General features: G+C 66.3%; 17 protein-coding genes. 11 read left to right on the forward strand and 6 right to left on the reverse strand.

The genetic code is table 11. The annotated features are described in order from the left end of the window. Positions 1-184: 184 nt before the first annotated feature. The 3 genes from nhaD (at position 185) to C8J30_RS06155 (ending at position 4,404) form a co-directional block, all read left to right on the forward strand. Positions 185-1,489 (forward strand): sodium:proton antiporter NhaD, encoded by a 1,305-nt coding sequence (gene nhaD, locus C8J30_RS06145; protein ID WP_110804837.1) that lies wholly within the window; start codon positions 185-187, stop codon positions 1,487-1,489. Positions 1,490-1,652: 163 nt separating this feature from the next. Next, a complete protein-coding gene (locus tag C8J30_RS06150) occupies positions 1,653-3,023 on the forward strand; it encodes an aspartate aminotransferase family protein (protein ID WP_110804838.1) in 1,371 nt (456 codons plus the stop codon). A gap of 1 nt (position 3,024) precedes the next feature. Then, positions 3,025-4,404, forward strand: coding sequence for a glutamine synthetase family protein (locus C8J30_RS06155; RefSeq protein WP_110804839.1), 1,380 nt, complete (start codon positions 3,025-3,027; stop codon positions 4,402-4,404). Positions 4,405-4,555: 151 nt separating this feature from the next. Here C8J30_RS06155 and dapA read toward each other — a convergent pair whose 3' ends face one another. Beyond that, the gene (dapA, locus tag C8J30_RS06160) at positions 4,556-5,428 is read right to left on the reverse strand and encodes a 4-hydroxy-tetrahydrodipicolinate synthase (RefSeq protein ID WP_110805021.1); all 873 of its coding nucleotides are present in this window, start codon (positions 5,426-5,428) and stop codon (positions 4,556-4,558) included. A gap of 138 nt (positions 5,429-5,566) precedes the next feature. Between dapA and C8J30_RS06165 the strand changes: the two genes are divergently transcribed. Continuing rightward, a complete protein-coding gene (locus C8J30_RS06165; protein WP_110804840.1) occupies positions 5,567-7,513 on the forward strand; it encodes a lytic transglycosylase domain-containing protein in 1,947 nt (648 codons plus the stop codon). 30 nt (positions 7,514-7,543) lie between these two features. Here the strand turns inward: C8J30_RS06165 and C8J30_RS06170 are convergent, their stop codons facing one another. Together C8J30_RS06170 and mnmD are read right to left on the reverse strand one after the other, a co-directional pair. Then, a complete protein-coding gene (locus tag C8J30_RS06170; RefSeq protein ID WP_110804841.1) occupies positions 7,544-8,422 on the reverse strand; it encodes a DMT family transporter in 879 nt (292 codons plus the stop codon). Next, the gene (gene mnmD, locus C8J30_RS06175; protein ID WP_110804842.1) at positions 8,419-9,084 is read right to left on the reverse strand and encodes a tRNA (5-methylaminomethyl-2-thiouridine)(34)-methyltransferase MnmD; all 666 of its coding nucleotides are present in this window, start codon (positions 9,082-9,084) and stop codon (positions 8,419-8,421) included. Before mnmD ends, C8J30_RS06170 begins: the two co-directional genes overlap by 4 nt. 53 nt (positions 9,085-9,137) lie before the next feature. Here mnmD and C8J30_RS06180 point away from each other — a divergent pair, with 53 nt between their 5' ends. After that, a complete protein-coding gene (locus tag C8J30_RS06180) occupies positions 9,138-10,184 on the forward strand; it encodes an NAD(P)/FAD-dependent oxidoreductase (protein ID WP_110805022.1) in 1,047 nt (348 codons plus the stop codon). Between the two features lie 76 nt (positions 10,185-10,260). On the opposite strand, the gene C8J30_RS06185 is transcribed toward C8J30_RS06180, so the two are convergent. The 3 genes from C8J30_RS06185 to C8J30_RS06195 form a co-directional block, all read right to left on the reverse strand. Further along, entirely contained in the window at positions 10,261-11,631 is a 1,371-nt protein-coding gene (locus tag C8J30_RS06185; RefSeq protein WP_110804843.1) for a glutamate--cysteine ligase, read from the reverse strand. A gap of 63 nt (positions 11,632-11,694) precedes the next feature. Beyond that, positions 11,695-12,195: a hypothetical protein gene (locus C8J30_RS06190; protein WP_110804844.1), complete on the reverse strand. Its 501-nt coding sequence runs from the start codon at positions 12,193-12,195 to the stop codon at positions 11,695-11,697. Continuing rightward, entirely contained in the window at positions 12,192-12,917 is a 726-nt protein-coding gene (locus tag C8J30_RS06195) for a 16S rRNA (uracil(1498)-N(3))-methyltransferase (RefSeq protein ID WP_110804845.1), read from the reverse strand. Before C8J30_RS06195 ends, C8J30_RS06190 begins: the two co-directional genes overlap by 4 nt. Before the next feature lie 12 nt (positions 12,918-12,929). Here C8J30_RS06195 and ubiA point away from each other — a divergent pair, with 12 nt between their 5' ends. The 6 genes from ubiA to C8J30_RS06220 all read left to right on the forward strand — a co-directional run bounded on the left by ubiA (position 12,930) and on the right by C8J30_RS06220 (position 18,066). After that, the gene (gene ubiA, locus C8J30_RS06200; RefSeq protein WP_110804846.1) at positions 12,930-13,901 is read left to right on the forward strand and encodes a 4-hydroxybenzoate octaprenyltransferase; all 972 of its coding nucleotides are present in this window, start codon (positions 12,930-12,932) and stop codon (positions 13,899-13,901) included. Between the two features lie 61 nt (positions 13,902-13,962). Then, positions 13,963-16,188, forward strand: a complete 2,226-nt coding sequence (locus C8J30_RS06205; protein ID WP_110804847.1) for an OmpA family protein — start codon at positions 13,963-13,965, stop codon at positions 16,186-16,188. 12 nt (positions 16,189-16,200) lie between these two features. Beyond that, on the forward strand, positions 16,201-16,530 hold the full coding sequence (locus tag C8J30_RS06210) for a cation:proton antiporter (RefSeq protein ID WP_110804848.1): 330 nt from the start codon (positions 16,201-16,203) through the stop codon (positions 16,528-16,530). 57 nt (positions 16,531-16,587) lie between these two features. After that, a complete protein-coding gene (locus C8J30_RS06215) occupies positions 16,588-17,415 on the forward strand; it encodes a S49 family peptidase (protein WP_110804849.1) in 828 nt (275 codons plus the stop codon). 16 nt (positions 17,416-17,431) lie between these two features. After that, the gene (locus tag C8J30_RS18570; RefSeq protein ID WP_181420804.1) at positions 17,432-17,581 is read left to right on the forward strand and encodes a hypothetical protein; all 150 of its coding nucleotides are present in this window, start codon (positions 17,432-17,434) and stop codon (positions 17,579-17,581) included. Then, positions 17,578-18,066, forward strand: coding sequence for a Rossmann-fold NAD(P)-binding domain-containing protein (locus C8J30_RS06220; RefSeq protein ID WP_220033702.1), 489 nt, complete (start codon positions 17,578-17,580; stop codon positions 18,064-18,066). The genes C8J30_RS18570 and C8J30_RS06220 overlap by 4 nt, the downstream gene beginning before the upstream one ends. Positions 18,067-18,256: the final 190 nt, after the last annotated feature.

Raw genomic sequence — 18,256 nt, forward strand, 5'->3', positions numbered from 1 at the left:
TCGGCAGGTGCAAAGGCGCCTTTCTCGCGTCTGCAGCGGGGTGAGTCGCGGCCAGTGGCACGCCGGTTGCGCGGCCTCGTGCAGCCACCATGCCAACGCCCGGGATTTCCGGCCGCCAATCGGGCAGGAGCCTTGCCGCATTCTCCCCCGCTCGGTAAACGAAATCAAACAGCCGGAGGGACGCATGGAACAACTCGATCTGACCGGAAGCATCTTCGGCATTCTGTCGGTGGTGATCTTCCTTGGCGCCTATGCGCTTGTGGTGATGGAAGAGACCACCCACATGCGCAAATCGAAGCCGGTGATGCTGGCGGCGGGGTTGATCTGGACGCTGATCGGCCTCGCCTATGCCAGCCACGGCCTGTCCGAGGTCGCGCATGAAAAGGCCGTGCATGTGGTCGAGGAATATGGCGAGCTGCTGTTGTTCCTGCTTGTCGCGATCACCTACGTCAACACGATGGAAGAACGCCGCGTCTTCGACGCGCTCCGCGCGAAGCTGGTGGGGCTTGGTCTGAGCTATCGCAAGCTCTTCTTCCTGACGGGCTTTTTGTCCTTCCTGCTCTCGGGCGTGCTCGACAACCTGACGACGGCGCTGGTGATGGGGGCGGTGGTGATGGCCGTGGGCCGGAGCGCGCCGAAATTCGTCACCCTGTCCTGCATCTCGACCGTTGTCGCGGCGAATGCGGGTGGCGCCTTCACTCCCTTTGGCGACATCACCACGCTGATGGTCTGGCAAAAGGGCAAGATCGAGTTCTTTGAATTCTTCGTGCTCTTCATCCCCTCGCTGCTGAACTGGCTGGTTCCGGCAGTGATCATGTCCTTTGCGATCCCGCACGAATCCCCTGCCGCCACCGATGACAAGGGGGCGATGAAGCCGGGCGGCGCCGGGGTGGTCTGGCTCTTTGCCGCCACCATCGTCACCGCGGTCAGCTTCAAGAACTTCCTGGCGCTGCCGCCCGCGATGGGGATGATGCTTGGCCTTGGCTATCTGCAGATCTTTTCCTACTTCCTCACCATGACGGGCCACAAGCGCCGCGATGAAGAGCTGGTTCTGGACAGCTTCAAGCAGTTCGAGCGGGTGGAATGGGACACGCTGCTGTTCTTCTTCGGGATCATCTTCGCGGTCGGCGGCCTGGGCGTCCTTGGCTACCTCGACATGGTTTCTGTCGCGCTTTATCAAGGGCTTGGCCCGACTGCGGCGAATACGATCCTGGGTCTTCTCTCGGCCGTGGTCGACAATATTCCGCTGATGTTCGCGGTGCTGACCATGGACCCGGTGATGAGCCACGGGGAATGGCTTCTGATCACGCTGACCTGCGGCGTCGGGGGCTCGATCCTGTCGATCGGCTCGGCGGCAGGCGTCGCGCTGATGGGACAGGCGCGCGGGCAATACACCTTCTCCGGCCATCTGAAATGGGCCTGGGCGATTGCGCTGGGCTATTTCGCCGCGATCGGCGCGCATCTGCTGATCAACGCGCAGCACTTCTGATCCTGACCGACAGGCGAAAGGCCCGGGGCACCTGTCCCGGGCCTTTTCTTTGCCCGAAGCGGTGGCAGCATATGCGCTCCATGCATCGATCTGCGCCGAAATGGCCATGCCTCGGGCGTTGCCTTGGCGGCGCGGGCATGGTCAGGTGAACCCGGAGGGAGCCATGTCCGAAACCCAGATCGGCGGCGTTGCCGCAACCCGTATCGCCGCCTTCGCGGCCCGCGAAGCCGAGGTCTATGCCGCGGCCCGCACGCGCACGCGCGCGGCGCTTCAGGCGGGGGCCAGCCCGTGGCTGGCGGGCGTGCCGATGCACTGGATGCGCGACTGGCCGCAGCCCTTTCCGATGCTGGTCGCTGCCGCGAAAGGTGCGGTGATCGAGGATCTCGACGGTCACCGGATCGACGATTTCTGTCTGGGCGACACCGGCTCGATGTTCGGGCATTCGCCCGCGCCCGTCGCCCGGGCGATCCGCGCGCAAGCAGGCGCAGGGCTGACCTACATGCTGCCGACCGAGACGGCGTTGCAGGCGGGTCAGCTGCTCTGTGATGTCTTCGGCCCGATGCGCTGGCAGGTGGCAACAACCGCGACCGATGCCAACCGCTTTGCGCTGCGCGTCGCCCGCGCGGTGACCGGACGGCCCAAGGTTCTGGTCTTCGACGGCTGCTATCACGGCACGGTCGATGATGCGATGGTCTGCCTCGAGGGCGGCAAAACCATCGCCCGTCCGGGCCTCGTCGGTCAGGTCGAGGATCTGTCGCTCGTTGCTGTCGCCGTTCCCTTCAACGATCTCGCCGCCGTCGAACGGGCGTTGGCGGCGGGCGATGTCGCCGCGATCCTGACCGAGCCGGTGATGACAAATTCCTGCATGGTCCTGCCCGCGCCGGGTTTTCATGACGGGCTGCGCGATCTGGCCAGCCGTCACGGCGCGGTGCTGATCATCGATGAAACCCACACGATTTCTTCGGGCCTTGGCGGCTATACCCGCGTGCACGGGCTGAAACCCGATATCTTCGTGGTCGGCAAATGCGTGGCGGGCGGCGTGCCCACCGCGGTCTGGGGCCTGACCCCCGAGCTGGCCACCCGCTTCGCCGCCTATGACGCGACGCGGCCTTCGGGGCATTCCGGCATGGGTACGACGCTTTCCGCCAATCCGCTGCAATTCGCGGCCCTTGTCGCCACCCTCTCGCAGGTGATGACGCCCACCAATTACGCCCGGATGGAGGCGGGCGCAGCGCGGCTATGCGCTGGCCTTTCGAAGGTGGTGAAACGCCGCAAGCTGCCGTGGCATGTCGTCCGCGTCGGCGCCCGGGTCGAGTTCATCTGCGCCCCCGGACCGCTGCGCAGCGGCTCCGACGCCGCCACGGCCCATGCCCCGGCACTGGAAGCCGCGTTGCACATCGGCCTGCTGAACCGGGGCTGCCTGATCGCGCCTTTCCACAACATGATGCTGATCTCGCCCGCCACCAACCGCGCGCAGATCGACCGCCTGATCGCCGCCTTCGACGCCGTGACGGCCCAATTGTTCGAGACCTGACATGACCCAATCGCCGACCGGCTCCACCCCGCAAGAAGCCGAAGATTTCCTCGCCCTGCACCCCTCGATCGAGGCCTTCGACATCGTGCTGCACGATGCGAATGGCATCGGCCGCGGCAAGATCATCCGCCGCCACGAGCTGATGGGGCTTTACAAGGGCGGCCGCCACCTGCCGATTTCGATCCTTGGCCTTGATATCGTGGGTGAGGACGTGCACGAAACCGGCCTGATCTGGGATCAGGGCGATGGCGATCTGCGCGCTTGGCCCATTCCCGGCACGCTGAAGGCGCTGCACGGCACCAACCCGCCGCGCGGCGAGGTGCTGATGAGCATGTATCATCTCGATGGCGCGCTGATGACCTCGGACCCGCGGCATGCGCTGGCCCGGCAGGTGCAGGCGATGGCCGACGAGGGGCTTTATCCCGCCGGGGCGTTTGAGCTTGAATTCTTCCTTCTGGATCCTGACACCACGCAGGGCGTTCGGCCCGCGGCGGCGGTGCTCGACGGGCGGCGCTCGGATTGGACCGAGGTCTATTCGGTCGATCACCTGCACGGGATGGAGCCGTTGTTCAGCGACATCTACCGCGCCGCCGAGGCGATGGGGATCAAGGCCGAAACGGTGATTTCCGAATATGCGCCCGGGCAATACGAGCTGACGCTGCATTACCGGACCGATGTGATGCAGGCCGCTGACGATCTGGTGCGATTGAAACGCATCGTCCGGCTGCAGGCGCGGCGGCACGGCGTTACCGCCTGTTTCATGGCGAAACCGATCGAGAAATACGCAGGCTCGGGGATGCATTTCCACGTCAGCCTGTGCGACGCGACGGGCCGGAACATCTTCGCCGAGGAGGTCGAGGGGATCTGGACCGACACCATTCGCCACGCCATCGGCGGCCTGCGCCAGACGATGGGCGAAGCGATGCTGGTCTTTGCCCCGCATGGCAATTCCTGGCGCCGCTTCGTCGGCCAAAGCTACGCGCCGGTCTCGCCGAGCTGGGGGGTGAACAACCGCTCGGTGGCGCTGCGCATTCCGGCGGGCGACATCAAGGCGCGGCGGATCGAACATCGGCCGTCAGGCGTGGACGCGAACCCCTATCTGGTCGCGGCGACGGTTCTGGCGGGGATCCGCCACGGGCTGAAGCATCGCATCGACCCCGGCCCCGAAACCACCGGCAACGGCTATGCGGGCGATGACGCGCTGCAAATCCCGCGCGACTGGCGCGAAGCGATCGAGGCCGCGACGGCCTCCGAATTCCTGAAAGACGCGCTGGGCGAGGACATGCACCGCACCTTCACCGCGATCAAGGCGGCGGAACATGGCCGCGTCGCCCGCTGGATCGCGGATGTGGATTACGCGCTTTATCTGCACAACGTTTGAAAGGCTGGGGGCTCTGCCCCCAGACCCCCGAGGTATTTATGGCAAGATGAAACAAGCCCCTTTCATCTTGCCATAAATACCTCGGGGGGAGGCTTGCTGAAAGCAAGACGGGGGGCAGAGCCCCCCGCGTCGGTCGTCCTCAAGGCAAAGCTCAGATCAACCCGGCGTGCTTCATCGCCGCGTCCAGCGCCGCCTTGGTCCCGTCCGTCAGTTCGGTCAGCGGCAGCCGCACCTCGGGGCTGCAGAGCCCGAGCTTCGACATCGCATACTTCGCCCCGGCCACGCCCGGCTCCAGGAAGATCGCGATATGCAGTGGAAGCAGCAGATCCTGATATTCCAGTGCTTTCGCGTAATCGCCGCGCAGGGTGGCTTCCTGCATTTCCGCGCAAAGCTTCGGCGCGACGTTCGCCGTCACCGAAATGCAGCCGACGCCGCCCATCGCGTTGAAGCCGACCGCCGTCGCATCTTCGCCGGAGAGCTGCAGAAACTCGGCACCGCAGGTCATGCGCTGCTTCGCCACGCGGCTCAGATCGCCCGTCGCATCCTTGACGCCGACGATCCGCGGCAGCTTCGCCAGTTGCCCCATCGTCTCGGGCATCATGTCCACGACCGAGCGGCCGGGGATGTTGTAGATGATGATCGGCAGGGCGCAGGCATCATGCATCGAGGTGAAATGCGCCACCATGCCCCGCTGCGTCGGCTTGTTGTAATAGGGCGTCACCACCAGCGCCGCATCGGCGCCGTTCGCCTCGGCGTGGCGGATCAGCTCGATCCCCTCGGCCGTTGCATTCGATCCCGCGCCGGCGATCACCGGCACCCGTTTCGCCACGGTTTCCACCACGACGCGCACGACTTCGTTATGTTCGTCATGGCTCAGCGTCGGGCTTTCGCCGGTCGTGCCCACCGGCACGATGCCGTGGCTGCCCTGCGCGATATGCCAGTCCACAAGTTTCTTGAGCGTGTCCCAATCGACTGCGCCGTTCTTGAACGGCGTGACGAGTGCGGGGAAGGACCCTTTGAACATGACACGCTCCTGAGGTTTGGGCGGATTCGCCCGGGTGAAAGTCGCGCGGACCATAGGCGAGGCTTTCGGTCTTGCCAACTTGTGAATTGCAACGATTACGCCTTGCGGGCAGGCTGCCCAAAACGCATGCACAGGCCCATGACCAGACCCCGATCCCTCGCCGCTTTGCTGGCCGTTTGTCTTGTGCTCCTGCCCCATGCGGGGCGGGCCGATGATCCTGAAGCCCTGACCCGCGCGCTGAAAGTGGCGGCGAAGAATGACTGGGATCAGGCCGAGGCCGAGGCCCGGCTGTCGGGGCCTTTGGCCTTCGACATCATCGAATGGCAGCGCCTGCGGGCGGGCGAGGGCAGTTTCGCCGATTACGCCGATTTCTCGGCCCGCCGGTCGGATTGGCCGGGGCTGGAGCTTCTGCGCAAGAAGGGCGAGGCACAGCTTGCAAGCGCCAATCCGATCGAGATCGTGGCCTATTTCGGCGATACCCCGCCGCAGACCGGAACGGGTGCGCTGGCGCTGATCGCGGCGCGGCTGGCCCTTGGACAAAAGGACAAGGCCGCCGCGGTGGCCGAGGCGGCCTGGCGCAGACTTGACCTTTCCCCGGAAGAGCAGGCGGGGTTCCTTGCCCGTTACGCCGATCTGGTGGCGCCGTTCCACGGCGGGCGGATGCAGGCGGCGCTGGACGAGGGACGGCTGTCGCAGGCGCGCGCGATGCTGCCCCTTGTCAGCGCGGGCACGAAGGCCGTGGCCGAGGCGCGGATCGCGTTGCAATCGCGGGCCGAGGGGGTGGATGCCTTGGTGAAAGCGGTGCCGGAACGGCTGGCGGGGTCGATCGGGCTGGCGCGCGATCGGGCGGTCTGGCGCTGGCGCAACGACATGGAAGATGGCGCGGCCGAGATCGTGCTGCAGTTTTCAAAGAACGCCGAAAGCCTTGGCGATCCGAAACTCTGGTCCGATCTGCGCGGGCAGCTGGCGCGGTTCTTCCTGCGCAAGGGCGATGCGGCGCTTGCCTACAAGATCGCGGCGCGGCATCGGCTGCCCTCGGACGATCCCGATTGGGGCGATCTGGAATGGCTCGCGGGCTTTGCGGCGCTGAAGCTTGGTGATGCGCCGACGGCGCTCGAGCATTTCGAGGCGCTCGATGCCGGGGTCAGCACGCCGATCTCGAAATCTCGCGCCGCCTATTGGCGTGGCCGGACGCTGGAGGTGATCGGCCGGGTGGCCGATGCCGATCAGGCCTATGTCGAAGGCGCGCAGTGGCAGACCGCCTTTTACGGGCTTCTCTGTGCCGAACGCATCGGCGCGCCGATGGACCCGGCCTTTGCGGCCCCGCCCGCGCTGCCCGACTGGAAATCTGCGCCCTTCGTGAGCGAGCCGGTCTTCGAGGCGGCGCAGTTGCTTCATGCGGCAGGCGCGCGCGATCTGGCCGAGCGCTTCCTGCTGCATCTGGAGGAAAGCCTGCCGCCCGAGCAGATCGCGCCGCTGGCGCGATTGGCCGAAGACTGGCACGACGCGCATCTGATGCTGCTTCTGGCCAAGCGCGCGGCGAATGAGGGGGTGGTGCTGACGCGCGCCTATTACCCGTTGCCCGATCTGAACCCCAAGGGATTGGTGGTGCCCGAGGAGCTGGCCCTGTCGATCGCGCGGCGCGAAAGCGAATTCGATCCGGCCGTGGTCAGTCCTGTCGGCGCGCGCGGCATGATGCAGCTGATGCCCGAGACGGCGAAGATGATGGCGAAGAAACTGGGCGAGCCCTACGATCTGAAACGGCTGACCACGGACCCGTCTTACAACGTGCGGCTGGGCAGCGAATATCTGGCGAAGCTCGAAGAGGAATTCGGCACTTCGCCCGTGCTGATCGCGGCGGGCTACAATGCCGGTCCGGGTCGGCCGCGGCGCTGGATCACCGAGCGCGGCGATCCGCGCTCGCCCACGGTCGATGTGGTGGAATGGGTCGAGATGATCCCCTTTGCCGAGACCCGGACCTATGTGATGCGGGTGGCGGAAAGCCTGCCCGTCTACCGCGCGCGGCTGGGGCGCCCCGATGCGGGCGCGGTGCGGTTCACCGACGAATTGCGCGGCAACTGGTGAGGCAAGGGCGTATTTGCGCCAAGAAGAAGCTCAGGGCGTTTCGGCTTTGGCGCGGGCGCGCCAGAGCGTGAACAGCCCCGCGCAGACGACGACCCCGGCGCCAAGGGCGACGTTGGGGCGCAGGATGTCGCCAAAGGCCCAGATGCCGATGCCGGAAACCCAGACGAGTTGCAGATAGGCAAAGGGCTGGATCGCCGAGGCCTCGGCGATTTCATAGGCGCGGATCAAGAGGAAATGCGCCGTGACCGCGGTCAGGCACAGCGCCGCCATCCAGAGCCAGTCGGTCGCGATCATCGGTTGCCAGAAGATCAGACCAAGCGGCGTCATCACGAGGGCTCCGATCAGGCCCGTCCAGTAGAACGAGACCGAGGCCGCGTCCTTGCGGGCGGCAAAGCGCGTCAGCAACGAGTAAAGCGCAAACAGGAAGGCACCGAAAAGCGGGATCACCGCTTCCGGGCGGAAGACGCCATAGCCCGGTTGCAGGATGATCAGGATGCCGACAAAGCCGATGCCGATCGCGACCCAGCGTCGCCAGCCGACCTTTTCGCCCAGAACCGGCCCCGAAAGCGCCGCGACGAGCAGCGGATAGGCGGCAAAGACGGCATGGGTCTCGATCAGGCCGAGGCTGACGAAGGCTTGAATGAGGATCACGATTTCGGCGATCAGCAGCAGGGCCCGGACGGTTTGCAAGAGCGGCTGTTTCGTGGCGAGCGCCTGCCGCAACCCGCCCTCGGACCGCGCGGCCACCGTCAGGGTGAAAAGGGCGAAGAACCAGTAGCGGATCGTCACCACCATGTAGACGTTGTAAGCGCCCGAGAGATGGCGGGAGATCCCGTCCTGCACAGCGAAGATGAGGGTGACGATCACCATCAGCCAGATGCCGCGGCCGATGTTCTGCGCAGCTCTCATGCTTTCACTCCGCGGCTCATGTGACGTTTGCCGGCGTGGCCGGGGGCGCGGGAGACGGTGAAGCCCGCCTCTGCCAGGCCGCGACGCACGAAGCCCGCGGCGGTATAGGTGGCGAAGGTGCCGCCGGGCGCGGTGTGGCGGCCGACCTCGGCCATCAGATCCTCGCCCCACATCTCGGGGTTCTTGGCGGGGGAAAAGCCGTCAAGGAACCAGGCGTCGGCCTGATCGGCCCAATTGGGCAGGGTGTCGCGGACATCGCCGAGGATCAGCGTCACGGAAATGCTGCGCAGCGAAAACTGCGTTTCGCCGTGCTGCATTGCAGCAATCAGCGGTTCGGCAATGGGTTCCACCTCGGGGAAGGCGGTATGGGCGCGGGCCATTTCCGCGGCCGACATCGGGAAGGCCTCGAAACTGGTGAAGCGGATCGGCTGGTCGGTGGCAAGGGCAAGGGCCAGAAGGTTCAGCCCGGTGCCAAAGCCCAGTTCCGCGACGTGAAAGCCGGGGCAAAGGCGGGCGGGCAGGTCGTTGCCCGCCAGAAAGACATGGCGGGTTTCGTTCAGCCCCCCGGCAAGGCTGAAATACGGGTCATCGAAACGGGTCGAAACGGGCGTCGATCCGTCGCGCCACGCAAGCGCGGCCGGGCTCTGGTCTGGGGAGGTCATCGGGGGTAGTGCCTGTGGGGATTTGACGCGGAGAGTGGCGAAAGGGGATGGCGATGGCAAGAGCAGATCGGGTGACGGTGCGCGGTGGCGGGGTTTTCGGTCTTGCCTGTGCCTATGAGCTGGCCCGTCGCGGCGCGAAAGTGCGGCTGATCGAGCGGGAACGCATCGGGGCGGGCTCTTCGGGGGGCACGGTGGGGATGCTCTCGCCGCATGTGCCTGATCAGTGGAACCCGAAGAAGCAGTTCCAGTTTGACAGCCTGGTGATGTCGGAGGCGTTCTGGGCGGGCGTCAAGGCGGCGGGCGGCAAGGATCCGGGCTTTGCGCGGATCGGGCGGCTGCAGCCCTTGGCCGATGCGGCGGCGGTGACGCTGGCCGAACTGCGCGGCAAGGATGCGGCGGCGAACTGGGGCGTGGACTATCTGTGGCGCATTGCCCAGGTGACCGAGTTCGGCGCCTTCGCGCCGGTGACGCCGACGGGTCTGGTCATTCACGACACTTTGTCAGGTCGGGCCTCGCCGCGGGGGGCTGCGGCGGCTCTGGCGGCGGCGATCGAGGCTTTGGGCGGCGAGATCGTGATCGGCGAGGCGGCCGACGAGGGCATCGTGCTGCATGCGACCGGGCTTGCGGGGCTTGTTGAATTGTCCGAGGCCTTCGGCAAGGAGGTCGGCAACGGCGTCAAGGGGCAGTCGGCGATCCTGAAGCACGATCCCGGCCCGGTGCCGCAGATCTTTGCCGATGGCGTGCTGGTGGTGCCGCATGCGAATGGCACCGTGGGTGTCGGCTCGACCGCCGAGCGCAGCTACACCGATCCGACCTCGACCGATGACCAGCTGGAGGCGGTGCTCACCCGCGCCCGGGCGCTGGTGCCCGCGCTTGAGGGCGCCGAGGTGATCGAGCGCTGGGCGAATGTGCGGCCGCGCTCGGTCTCGCGCTCGCCAATGCTGGGCGCCTGGCCGGGGCGCGAGGGGCATTTCATCGTCAATGGCGGGTTCAAGATCGGCTTCGGCATGGCGCCGAAAGTGGCGCAGGTGATGGCCGATCTGGTGCTTGAGGGTGTTGATGCGATCCCGGCGGGGTTCCGGGTCGAGGACAACCTTTGACATCAAGATGTCCCGGCCGCGAGGTCGGGACATCGGTTTGAAGAAGGGCGTATTTGCGCCAAGAAGAAGCGGGCGTTCAGTAGCTGTATTCGCCGTAGATGCGCGAGAGATCGCCCTTCCACGCGCCGTGGTATTTTTCCAGAAGCTCATCGGCAGGCACATGGCCGGTGTCGATGCTTTCTTCGAGCGCGTTGAGGAAATAGGTCTCGTCCGGGATCAGGCCACCGGCGCCGGGGATCTTGCGCGCGGCAAGACCGGCTTTCGAGATCGCCACCACCTCGCGCGCCAGATCATGCATCTTCACGCCGCCCGCCTCGGCTTGCAGGGCGTGCTTGGCGGCAGAGACGCGCAACCCGTCGCGGGTCTCGGCGTCCCAAGACTTGACCAGATCCCAGGCGGCATCGAGCGCGCCCTGATCATACATCAGCCCGACCCAGAACGCGGGCAGGGCGCAAAGACGCCGCCACGGGCCGCCATCGGCGCCGCGCATCTCGATGTATTTCTTCACCCGGGCTTCCGGGAAGACGGTGGTCAGATGGTCGGCCCAGTCCGAGAGCGTCGGTTTCTCGCCGGGCAGGGCGGGCAATTCGCCCTTCAGGAAATCGCGGAACGATTGCCCGAGCGCGTTGATATACTGGCCGTCGCGATAGACGAAATACATCGGCACATCGAGGACGTAATCGACATAGCGTTCATAGCCCATGCCGTCCTCGAAGAAGAAAGGCAGCATGCCGGTCCGCGCCGGATCGAGGTTTTGCCAGATGTTCGCGCGCCAGGATTTCATCCCGTTCGGCTTGCCATCCAGGAAGGGCGAGTTGGCGAACAAGGCGGTCGCCACCGGCTGCAGCGCCAACGCCACCCGCATCTTCTTCACCATGTCGGCCTCGGACGCGAAGTCGAGGTTCACCTGCACGGTGCAGGTCCGGTACATCATCGTCTTGCCCATGGTTCCGACGGAATCCATGTAGCTGTTCATCAGCCGATAGCGCCCCTTCGGCATCATCGGCATTTCCTCGGCCGACCATTCCGGCGCCGCGCCCAGCCCGATGAACTTCGCGCCGATGCGGTCGGCGATCCGGTGCACCTCGGTCAGGTGTTCGTTCACTTCCTCGCAGGTCTGGTGCAGGGTTTCGAGCGGCGCGCCCGACAGTTCCAGCTGCCCGCCGGGTTCAAGGCTGACATTCGCGCCATTGCGGGTCAGGCCGATGATATTGCCGCCCTCCAGCACCGGTTCCCAGCCGAAGACCTGTTGCAGACCTTCCAGCATCGCCCGGATCGAGCGCGGGCCGTCATAGGGCAGGGGTTTCAGCGCATCCTTGCAATAGCCGAATTTCTCGTGCTCGGTGCCGATGCGCCAATCCGATTTCGGCTTCTCGCCCGAGGCCAGATATTCGGCCAGTTGGGCAAAATCTTCGATCGGGCCGCCGCCCTGCTGGGGAATGGACATCGGACCCTCTCTTTCCGTTGGGACACCACAGGTGGTTCTTCACCGCGCGCAAGTCAAGCGCTCTCACGCGGGGCGGCGCCACAGGCTCTGTGCGGTGATGCGCGTATCCAGGGCGGCGGTCATTGCCCCCATGTCGATGCCGGGCAGCCCGGCGAAGGCATCAAAGAGCTTTTCCGAGCCGACCGCGGCCACGGGCACCAGAAGCGCCTGCCCGTCGCGGCTTTTCAGCCGCCAGAACTGGCTGTCTTTCAGGATCAGCAGGCGAATCTCGCTCAGATCGTCAAGTGCCATGTAGCCGCCCAGCACCAGACCGCCGGTGCCGTAATAGCCGATCCGGCCTTCATCGAGATCGACGACGCCCGGATCGGAGACCGGCCGGGCAAAGCGGGCGCGGCGCAGGGCCAGCACCACCCAGCCCGCGGTCAGCGCGGCCAGGCAAAGCCCGACCGCCGCCAGAAACCAACCGCCGCGCGTCGCGATCCAGAGCGAGGCGGCGAGCGAAAGCCCTGCGACATAAGCTTCGCGCTGCCGGATCAGATGCGCGCGCAGCTCGGGTCGGATCACCGCCAGTCCCCCAGGGCCGATTGCCAAAGCGTGATCGCCGCACAGGCGGCGGTATCGGCGCGCAGGATGCGTGGCCCGAGCGACACCGGCGTGACAAACGGGAGCGCCCGCAGTTGCCGCCGCTCGGTCTCGGAGAAGCCGCCCTCGGGGCCGACGAGAATCGCCCAAGGCCCCGGAGTGACGCCGGCCAAGGTCTGCGCCGGGCCGACAAGCGATTCGTCGCCCCAGAGAATGCGCCGCTCCGGGTTCCAGTCTTTCAGAACTTTCTGCAACGGCTGCAAGTCGCTGACTTCGGGGACATAAGTGCCCAGACATTGCTCGGCCGCTTCCAAAGCATGGGCCTGCAGGCGGTCCTGCTTGATCCGTGCGGCATTGGTAAATTCGGTCTGCACCGGCAGGATCTTCGCACAGCCCAGTTCCGCCGCCTTTTCGACGATGAAATCGGTGCGTTCCTTCTTGATCGGGGCAAAAAGAAGCCACAGATCGGGCGGGTTCAACTGCGGCGCGGCAAGGCCGAGACAGCGCAGCACACCGCCGCGTTTCGAGCCCTCGACCACCTCTGCGGTCCATTCGCCATCCTGCCCGTTGAACAGCGCAACCCGGTCCCCCGGGCCCAGCCGCATCACCGCAAAGAGATAATTCGCCTGATCGGCGGTCAGGGGCACGGCTTGCTCCGGCCCGAGCGGGTGAGTAACACAGAGTCGTATCTTGGCGCGTTCCATGAGGCGAAACTTATGATCGGCAAATCCGAAATGCCAGAGGCTCAGGTGACGGGACAGGTGGCCGACGCCTATCGCGGCAACTGGGTGGACCATACCGCCCCCGCTTTCAGCCGCCCCTATCTGCGGCTGAGCCGCGCCGACCGGCCGATCGGAACCTGGCTGTTGCTGCTGCCCTGCTGGTGGTCGATTGCCTTGGCCGCCGCGACCGACAGCCTGCGCGCGTTCGATCTGTGGCTGGCGCTCGGCTGTGCGATTGGCGCCTTTCTGATGCGCGGCGCGGGCTGCACCTGGAACGACATCACCGACCGCGATTTCGACGGGCAGGTGGCGCGGACCCGCTCGCGCCCGATTCCCTCCGGTCAGGTGAGCGTGAAACAGGCCGCGGGCTGGATGGTGGCGCAGACCGCCATCGCGGCGCTGATCCTCTTTACCTTCAACTGGGCCGCCATCGGCATGGGGGTGCTGGCGCTCGTGCCGGTCGCCGTCTATCCTTTTGCGAAACGCTTCACCTGGTGGCCGCAGGCCTTCCTCGGCGTCGCCTTCAACTGGGGCGCGCTTCTGGGCTGGGTCGCGCACAAGGGCAGCCTCGGGCTGGCGCCGGTCGCGCTTTACGCCGCGGGGATCATCTGGACCCTCTTTTACGACACGATCTACGCGCATCAGGACAAGGAAGATGACGCGCTGATCGGGGTGAAATCGACGGCGCGGCTCTTTGGCGCGAACACGCAGCGCTGGCTGACGCTGTTCCTGATCCTGACCGTGGTGCTGATGACGGCGGCGGTGCTGCTGGCGCTTTTGCCGCTGGGCAATCCGCTGGTTCTGGCGCTGGGCCTTTGCGCGCCCTGGGCGATGGGCTGGCACATGGCTTGGCAGATGCGCAGGCTGGATATCGATGATGCCGACACCTGCCTGATGCTCTTTCGCAAGAGCCGCGATACCGGGCTTTTCGCTGCGCTGTTTCTTGCCGGCGCCGCAATCCTTTGATTGATCGCCAAGGGGGCGCCCCTTAAGACGGTTCGGACCCAAGTCGAGGAAGCAAAATCCCATGCGTGGCCGCATCACAGTCCTGACGACGACGGCTTTCGTCGGCGCCCTCGTGCTTTCGGCGTTCATCGCGGGCGGCTCGGCCACGATCATCGAACAGCGCTCGCGCAAGGCGGTGAAGCTGGCGCTGGAAGCCGCCAGCCATTCCTGGGTGCAGGTCGAAACCGACGGTCTGCAGGTGATCTTGCTGGGCACCGCCCCGTCTGAGGCCGAGCGCTTCCGTGCCGTCACCCTAGTCTCGACCGTGGTCGACAGCTCGCGCATCGTCGACAACACCGATGCCGAGGTGGAAAAGGCGATCGCGCCGCCGGATTTCTCGCTGCAGATGCTGCGCAATGACGAGGGCATCTCGCTGATCGGCCTTGTGCCCGCGGGCACCGACCGCAAGGCGCTGCTGGGGCGGTTGACCCAGCTGGCGGGCGATGGCACCGTCACCGACATGCTGGAAAGCGCCGATTACCCGGTGCCGGGCGGCTGGAAATCGGCGCTCGATTTCGGGATTACTGCGCTGTCGGAACTGCCGCGGGCCAAGGTCTCGATCCTGCCCGGCAAGGTGGGCGTCGAGGCGATCACCGACAGCCCCGAGGAAAAGGCCGATGCCGAGACCTTCCTGAACCGGCGCCGCCCGACCGAGATCAAGCTCGAGGCGAAGATTTCCGCCCCCCGCCCGGTGATCACGCCCTTCACGCTGCGCTTCCTGATCGATATCGACGGGCCGCGCTTCGACGCCTGTTCGGCCGATACCGAGCGCGCCTCGGGGCGGATCATGGCGGCGGCGCGCAAGGTGGGCGCCAAGGGCGATCTGGATTGCACCGTCGGCATGGGCGTGCCCTCGCCGCAATGGGGCGCGGCGGTGGAAATGGCGATCGCCGCGCTGGGGCAGCTCGGCGGCGGCACGGTGACCTTCTCGGATGCCGATATCGCGCTGGTGGCGGCCGATACCACCGATCCCGTGGTCTATGACCGCGTTGTCGGCGATCTCGAATCGAATCTGCCCGAGGTCTTCTCGCTGAAGGCCGAACTGGCGAAGAAGGCCGAGGCCAAGGATACCGTGCCCGAATTCTCGGCGCTCTTGCGCGAGGACGGGCAGGTGGAGCTGCGCGGCCGTGTGACCTCGGATCGCTCGCGCGCGGCGCTCGAAAGCTTTGCCCATGCGCAGTTCGGCGCGAAGTCGGTCTATGCGGCGACCCGCGTCGATACCGGCCTGCCCGAGGGTTGGCCGCTGCGCACGCTGACCGCGCTCGAGGCGCTGAAGCTGATGCATGATGGCACGGTGACGGTGACGCCCGACGTGATCCGGTTGTCGGGCGTGACCGGCGACCGGCAGGCCTCGGACAAGGCGGCGGGGCTCTTTGCGCGCCGTCTGGGCGAGACGGCGCCGATCGCGCTGTCGGTGAAATACGACCGCAGGCTGGATGCGATGCTGTCGCTGCCCGATGGCAATGAATGTGTGGCGCGGCTGAACGGGGCGCTGGCGAAGCACAAGCTGGCTTTCGAGCCGAGTGCCGCGCGGATCAAGGCCGAGGACGCGGAACAGCTCGATGCCCTCGCCAAGGTCATGGCGCAGTGCCAGGATTACCGCATGGAGGTCGCGGGACACACCGACAGCCAGGGCAGCGACGAGGGCAACCGCAAGCTCAGTCAGGCCCGGGCCGAGGCGGTGATCACCGCGCTCGAGGCGCGCGGGGTGCAGACGCGCAACCTGACGCCGAAGGGCTATGGCGAAAGCCAGCCGATTGCCGACAACGACACCGACAAGGGCCGCGAGTCGAACCGGCGCATCGAATTCGTTTTGCTCGACGCCAAGCCCGTGGGCGGCGAGGGGCAGGTCGATCTGCCGGTGACACCGCCCGAACCGCCTGTGTCCGCGCCTCCGGCCCCGCCGAAGCCGTCACCCGTCGCACCGATAGAGGCGATGCCGGATCTCGTGCTGGATGAAAGCGCCGTCGAAGGGGCCGCCCCGATGGAAGACGCGCATGGCGAGCCGATGCCCGAGTCGTCTGACGCGCCAGCGGCCGACGCTTCGGCTGCGGATGTCCCGGCGGACACCCCCCCGGCCGCGGATGCTGCGACGACAGCCCCCGAGGCAGTCGCGCCCGACGCCGCGGCGCCCGACGCGGCTTTGCCCGCCGCCGAAGCTGCCATCGAAATTCAGGTCAACCCCGCCGCGCAGTCGCCCGGCCACCCGAAGCCGCGCCCGAAAAAGCTCGGCGGGCTGAACAACTGAGGAAAGCCGCAGATGAACAGAACCGAATTCGTCATCGCCACGGCGATCATCCTGTTCCTCGCCTTCTGTCTGGGCTGGTTCGCCTCGTGGCTGCTGCACCGCCTGACCCGGGTCACCGCGGCCGACATGGGCGAGCTTGAGCAGATGGCGCAGGCGCTGCACGAGGCTGAAGAGGTCCGCGATCAGGCGATGGCCTATCTCGAAAGCCGCGAGGCGGAGCTCGTCAACCAGATCAACCAGACCGAAGCCGAGCTGCGCGCGGCGATGGATGGTCTGCGCGATGCCCGCCACGAAGCCGAGGAGCTGCGTGCCTATATCGAGCGGATGCAGGCCGCGCGGTAAGCCGGTTTTCGCCGCCGCCCGCTTGCTTGCCGGGCGCGAGGCGCCTACATCGGGGGCATGGACATCACCCGCCTCCTCCCCGCCCGAGTCTTCCGCCGTCCGCCCCGCGTTTCGGTCGTGCGGTTGCAGGGCGCGATCGGCATCAGCCGCCCCGGGGCGCAGGGCCTGTCGGATGCGGCGCTGGCGGACACGCTGGAACGCGCCTTCCGCCGCGGCAAACCGGTGGCCGTGGCGCTGATCCTGAATTCTCCGGGCGGCTCGCCGGTGCAATCCTCGCTCATTGCCGCGCGCATCCGGGCGCTGGCCGAGGAAACCGGCCTGCCCGTGCATGCTTTCGTCGAGGATGTGGCGGCCTCGGGCGGCTATTGGCTGGCCTGTGCCGCCGATGACATCTGGGCCGATGCGACCTCGATCGTCGGCTCGATCGGGGTGATCTCGGCGGGCTTCGGCTTTTCCGATCTGATCGGCCGCTACGGGGTCGAGCGGCGCGTGCATACGGCGGGCGGCTCGAAGAGCTTTCTCGACCCGTTCCGCCCCGAAAAGCCCGAGGATGTGGCACGGCTCACCCGGCTTCTCGAGGACATGCACCGCTCGTTCAAGGCCTGGGTGATCGAGCGGCGCGGCGCGAAGCTGGCCGCGGGGGCGGATCTTTTCACCGGCGAGATCTGGACCGGGTCGCAGGCGCTGGAGACCGGGCTGATCGACGGGCTTTCGCATCCGGTGCCGAAGCTGCGCGCGCTTTACGGCGAGACGGTGAAGCTGGTCCCCTATGGCCAGCGCCGCTCGTGGCTGCGTCGGTTCGGGGCCAGCATGGCCGCCGAGGCCGCGGTCTCGGTGCTGGACGCCGCCGAGGAGCGGGCGATGTGGGCGCGGTTCGGGCTTTGAGATCATGATCAAGGTAATGACCCTGTTTCTGCTCGTCATGGTGGGCCTCGCCTTTTTCGGGCGGTTGCGCTTTCCCACCCGCAAGCCGCGGCTGACCCGGCGGGCCTGTCCGCGCTGCGGGCGGCCGCAGGTCGGGCCGGGCCGTTGCCCCTGCGAAAAGGTGTGACGATGCAGGTCGTGCAGACCGATATCCCCGCCGCTCAGGCGTCCGCTGTGGCCGAGACTCTTGCGCTGTGCGAGCTCGCGCCGACCGAGACCGAGGCTGGGCTGCTGTTGATTGGCAGCGCGGATCCGGCGCAGGCGCTGGCACAGATCGCGGCGTTTGCCGCGCAGCGCCCCGCGCCGGCTCGGGCCGGGGCCGATACGATCGCGAGCGGTCAGGTGATCTGGCTGATGCCCGAGGGCACCGCCGCCCGGCTGAAGGGGGCCTTGCAGGAGGCCGCACGGAGCCATGCGCCGCAGCTGCGGGTCAATGCGATCCACCTTGGGACCCTGCGCCCGCGCCCCGCGCCGTGGCAGTCCGCCTGGGGTGCTGCGCAGCCGCATCCGGGGTCGAAACCGCTGCCGGAGGCGCTTGCCGAGGCAATAAAATTTCTCTTGCAGGTGCCTTCCGTGACGGGCCAAGTGGTTAACGTTAACCCTTTGGTTTAACGGTTTGGTAACCTTTCCCCTGCCCAGGCAAGGCTTTTGCGGCCAGACTCAGCGGCAAGTTGTCCACCCGTCGCAAGCTTGTAAATAAAGGGTTACAATTCTTCCAATGCTTTCAGGGGCTTGATCCAGATCAAAAAATATTTTAAGCAAATTCAATGACTTGAAATGCTGCCTGTTTTTTGAGCAACCC

This window comes from Rhodobacter viridis, assembly GCF_003217355.1.
Taxonomy (GTDB): domain Bacteria; phylum Pseudomonadota; class Alphaproteobacteria; order Rhodobacterales; family Rhodobacteraceae; genus Rhodobacter; species Rhodobacter viridis.